This is a genomic window from Arthrobacter sulfonylureivorans (genome assembly GCF_047607445.1).
In the GTDB taxonomy this organism is placed as follows: domain Bacteria; phylum Actinomycetota; class Actinomycetes; order Actinomycetales; family Micrococcaceae; genus Crystallibacter; species Crystallibacter sulfonylureivorans_A.
Genome location: NZ_JBLKRT010000070.1, coordinates 1 through 4,578 on the forward strand (window position 1 = coordinate 1; position 4,578 = coordinate 4,578).

Annotated in this window: 5 protein-coding genes; 2 read left to right on the forward strand and 3 right to left on the reverse strand. The window is 68.5% G+C overall.

The window, feature by feature from the left end:
• Window positions 1–154: 154 nt before the first annotated feature.
• From ACMX2H_RS18670 to ACMX2H_RS18680, 3 genes are all read right to left on the reverse strand, one after another.
• On the reverse strand, window positions 155–1,159 hold the full coding sequence (locus tag ACMX2H_RS18670) for an MsnO8 family LLM class oxidoreductase (RefSeq protein ID WP_414962750.1): 1,005 nt from the start codon (window positions 1,157–1,159) through the stop codon (window positions 155–157).
• 46 nt (window positions 1,160–1,205) lie between these two features.
• On the reverse strand, window positions 1,206–1,967 hold the full coding sequence (locus ACMX2H_RS18675; protein WP_414962745.1) for a glucosamine-6-phosphate deaminase: 762 nt from the start codon (window positions 1,965–1,967) through the stop codon (window positions 1,206–1,208).
• A gap of 247 nt (window positions 1,968–2,214) precedes the next feature.
• On the reverse strand, window positions 2,215–3,303 hold the full coding sequence (locus tag ACMX2H_RS18680) for a DNA alkylation repair protein (protein ID WP_414962752.1): 1,089 nt from the start codon (window positions 3,301–3,303) through the stop codon (window positions 2,215–2,217).
• A 177-nt stretch (window positions 3,304–3,480) separates the two neighbouring features.
• Between ACMX2H_RS18680 and ACMX2H_RS18685 the strand changes: the two genes are divergently transcribed.
• Together ACMX2H_RS18685 and ACMX2H_RS18690 are read left to right on the forward strand one after the other, a co-directional pair.
• Window positions 3,481–4,203: an alpha/beta fold hydrolase gene (locus ACMX2H_RS18685; RefSeq protein WP_414962746.1), complete on the forward strand. Its 723-nt coding sequence runs from the start codon at window positions 3,481–3,483 to the stop codon at window positions 4,201–4,203.
• Window positions 4,200–4,578 (forward strand): YbaK/EbsC family protein (locus ACMX2H_RS18690; RefSeq protein WP_414962748.1); only part of this gene is annotated, 379 nt, incomplete at its 3' end. The genes ACMX2H_RS18685 and ACMX2H_RS18690, both read left to right, overlap by 4 nt.

Genomic DNA, 4,578 nt, shown 5'->3' on the forward strand with positions numbered 1-4,578 from the left:
AGCACCCGCATGAGAGCCGCCCTCACAGCTGGGTTCACCGGACGGTCTCAGACTAGTGCGGGCCGCCTCCGCCAGGAAAGCCTTGCAGACTGCGCCAGCTAGACCTCCACTTGCCCATCCGTAGACATGGCTAGCCGAGCAGCCCATGGCACCGTTAGCCGGGCAGCCCGAAGAGGGCGGCAAGCCTCCGGTCGGTGTCGGCGAGGATTGCGGTGTCGAACGTGTTGGTGGTGACCATGAGTTCATCAGCGCCGGTCACCTCCAGCAGCAGCCCGAGCCGCTGAGCCACGTGGTCTGCGGTCCCGTGGATAGCCGCGGCCAGTGTCTCGGCTACGAGCGCCTGCTGCCGCGGCGTCATGGACAGGGCCCGAATGGAGTCCACCGATTCAAGCGGAGGGAACTCCCCGCGGGTGCGGGACTGCGCCATCGCCCACGCCTCGGGCAGCAGCAGGTCCCGCGCCGCGTCGGCTGAGTCGGCCACAGCCACGTTCGCCGAGGCGATCACGTACGGTTCCGCGTAATAGGCGGAGGGCCGGAAGTTCTTCCGGTACCGCTCCAGCACGCCGCGGGCCACGTCCGGCTTGCGGCCGGTAAAGGCCGGACCACCAACAACGACGGCGAGGCCCGCCTTGGCAGCGATCTCCGCGCCTTTGCCGGTGGCCAGCACAAAAGGCGGCGTTGCACCGCCGTCGTACGGGCGGGCAGTGATGGCGGCGGTGCCGCCGAAGTAGGACAGCAGTTCGGCCAGGTCCTCGGCGAAGCGGTCCGCGGCGTCCTTGTCCTGCCGCAGCGCTGACCGCACGGCGGGCGTGAAGCCCACGGACCGGCCGACGCCGAGATCAATCCGGCCGGGGAAGAGCGCCTGCAGGGTCGCGGCTTGTTCGGCCACCACCAGGGGCTGGTGGTTGGGCAGCATCACGCCGCCGGAGCCAACCCGGATGCGCTGGGTCTGCGCGGCCACCGCGGCCATCAGCACAGTCGGGGCGGAACCGGCGATCCCGGGCACGCCGTGATGCTCGGCCACCCAGAACCGGTGATAGCCCAGTTGCTCGGCATGCTGCGCGCGCCGGACCGTGGCGGCCAGCGCGTCGGACGCAGCACTGCCTGCGCGGGCATTGGCGCGGTCCAGGATGGAGACAGGGATGTTGGCAAGCTGCATACCAGTCACAACAGGACTGGCCGGCGGCTATTCCGTCGAGCGGGATTCACGGCGCCGACGCACCGGCCGGAAGCAGCGAGGCCGCCTCCACGTCGGTGAGGACGGTGACGTCCGGGTGCAGCTGCAGCACGGAGGCCGGGCAGTCCGGGTGGACCGGGCCGGTCAGGGCATCGCGGAGCGCTTCGGCTTTGTCCCGGCCCTGCACCAGCAACAGCAACCGCTTGGCGTCCAGGATGGTGCCCAGGCCCTGGGTAATGCAGCGGGTGGGAACGTCGTCGAGGCAGTCGAAGAAGCGCGCGTTCGCCTGGCGCGTGCGTTCCGTCAACGCTTCCACCCGGGTGCGGGAGTTCAGGGCCGAACCCGGCTCGTTGAAGGCCAAGTGGCCGTTGTGGCCGATGCCCAGAATCTGCAGGTCGATGCCGCCAGCGGAGGCGATGGCCGCCTCGTAGTCTGCGGCCGCCTGATCCACGTCCGGCCGGCAGGCGTCCGGCAGCAAAACCGTCGCAGGGTCGAGGCCCAGCGGTGTGATCACCTCGCGCTCGATGACCGCGGCGTAACTCTCCGGGTGGCCGGCCGGAAGCCCGATGTATTCGTCCAAGGCAAACCAGCGGACGGCCGCCAGATCCAGTTGGCGGCGTGCCAACGACTGGTACAGCGGCAGCGGGGAGGAACCCGTGGCCAGGCCGATGACGGCCCCGGGCCGCTCTTCGACGAGTCCGGCGACTAAATCTGCGGCCACGGTCCCGATCTCCGCGGCGCTGTGGTGCGACAGGTGCAGCTTGCGTTGCTGGTCGACCGGGGCGCTCATGGAAGCCCTGTCTGGTTCGCGAGTGCCGAACGGCGGGGACGTTGTGCGTCGCCCATTCTGGGGCGCGGGGGCAGGTCAAAGTTCATGACACGTTCCTTCATCGGTACTGGTGGCATCTGCAGGAGGCGGGTATTCGCTGGCATAACAGAAACAGGTTGCAGAAAGGTTATCGAATACCGCCGGCCGAGCACTTCGACCAACGCCCGATCATGCGGTCAGCGAACCCGGACAGGACTTGGCTGAGGTGTCAGAGCAGCACGTCGAAGCCGGCGTGCGGGGACAGCGTGCCGTTGGCCTGCACCTGGACGGAGTGCCTTCCCGCGTAATGCGCGCGCGTGGTCATCTGCCGGAAGCCGTGCTTTTTGCGGAACCGGCGCACCTCGCCGGGCGCCAAATCGGCCACCGCCAACTTGAACACCTTCGGAGCCAGCGAACCGTTGGACTTGACGTAGTGCACCACATAATCCAGGGCAACGCGTGCCGGCTCTGCTGCGTCATTGCGGAGTTCGACGGCGAAGCCCAGTTCCCCGGGAAGGCGGACAACGCTGTGGTCCAGTTGCGGGGCGGACACCGCCACGGCTCCGGAGCTAAAGCCCAGCGTGGCGAGCGCATCGGGGTCCGCCTTCTTCACCAGGGTCCGCAGCCCGTGCCGGGTGACCCAGGCCGCGCGGTCGCCCGACGCCTTACGCCAGCGTTCGGCGGTGGCTACAGTTTCGGCCGCGGCATGCCGCGACAGGTCGTTCAGGTGGTTGGCCACGGAGCGCCGGACGGTCTCGCTCTCATCCAGGTACAGGTCGTCGAGGATCGGCAGCGTCGCTGCCGGCCGGGCGACGATGCCCGGTACACGGACGGCCCAGGGCAGATACGGCCTGGTGCCTTCGCTGGCCAGCCGGCGGACGTGTTCGTCCGGGTGTGCCGTCCAGCCGCGGATCGCGTCCAGCGCGCGGTCCAGGTCCTGGATCAACAGCCGTCGGATGGCAAACTCGCTGCTCATCCGCGGCGTCAGCTCCGCGAGCAGGGCCAGCGCGTCATCGAAGGCCCGCTGGCCTCCGTCCTGGAGCGCCAGGGTGACCGCTGCCTCGCCCACCGGCCACAGGATCCAGCCGGTGAAGCCGTCATCGGCGAGGGCGCTGCGGAAGACTGCGGCAGCCCGCTCGTAGCCGCCGTTGAGGTCCTCCATCAGTGCCGTCGCGAGCAGCCCCGCCCGCGCCCGCAGGGCCAATGGTTCAAGACGGCCGCCGGCTTCCTCAAGGGCCGGCCAGACAGGCTGGTCGGCTGCCCCGGCCAGCGAAGTGCGCAGTTGCGCCACCGCGGACGAACCCAGCAGGTCGTTCATGATTCCCACGGCGGTCCTCCGGGTCGGCTGAGCGATGTTGTTACATCCCAGCCTATGGCTCTCCCACGGCACCAATCGTCCCGGCCAACCCGCGGGGCCGGTCTTAGGACGGCAGCTGTCCTGAATTGAGCCCGAGGGGTGTCCCGGGGCACGGACCGGGCATTAGAGTCACCTGACATGGACATCATCCTCGTACCCGGATTCTGGTTGGACGCGTCATCGTGGTCGGAGGTGACTCCGCCGCTGGAAGCCGCAGGGCATCGGGTCTACCCGCTGACGCTGCCCGGGCTGGAGTCACCGGAGGCCCCGCGGGCGGGCATCGGCCTCCGCGACCACATTGATGCCACGCTGAAAGCAGTGGATGAGCTGGGCGGGCCGGTGATCCTGGTGGGTCATTCCGGCGGCGGAGCCATCATCCATGGCGTGGTGGACCAGCGGCCGGACCGCGTCCTGCGCGCCATCTATGTGGACAGCGGCCCGTTGGGCGAAGGCGGCGTGATCAACGACGAGCTGCCCGCCGAAGGGGATGACGTGCCGCTGCCGGACTGGAGCCTGTTCAGCGACGAGGACCTGACCGATCTGGACGAGAACCTCCGCGCCGCGTTCCGGGCCCGGGCCATTCCGCAGCCAAGGGGCGTCGCCCAAGACCCGCAGCACCTCTCCGACGAGCGCCGGTTCAACGTCCCGGTCACGATCATCACCTGTGAGTTCACGCCGGAACAGCTGCAAGGCTGGATCGACGCCGGGGCACCGCAAGTGGTGGAGCTGACCAGGATCAAGGATGTGGAGTACGTCCATCTGCCCACCGGGCACTGGCCGCAGTTCACCAAGCCCGCCGAACTGGGCGAGGCGATTCTGGCTGCAGTGACCAAGACAGCCAGGGCAACACAGGCATCATGAGTATGGCCACCCTGTTGCCCGCCGTCGAGGCAGCGCTCGCCGAGCACGGCCTGACCTACGAGGTGCTGGCCTGCGACCCGGAATTGGCGGACACCGCGGCCTTTTGCGAGCACTACGGCTTCACCCTCGACCAGTCCGCGAACACCATTCTGGTGACGTCCAAGAAAGTCGAGCCGGCCAAATACGCCGTCTGCGTGGTGCTGGGAACCACCCGGCTGGACGTCAACAAGACCGTCCGGGAACTGCTGGGGGTCAAGCGCGCGTCCTTCGCCGATGCCGAGACCACCCGAGCCGTGACCGGCATGGAGATCGGGGGAGTGACCGCCATCGGCACCTCCGGCCACACGATTTACATCGACTCGGAGGTGCTGCAGC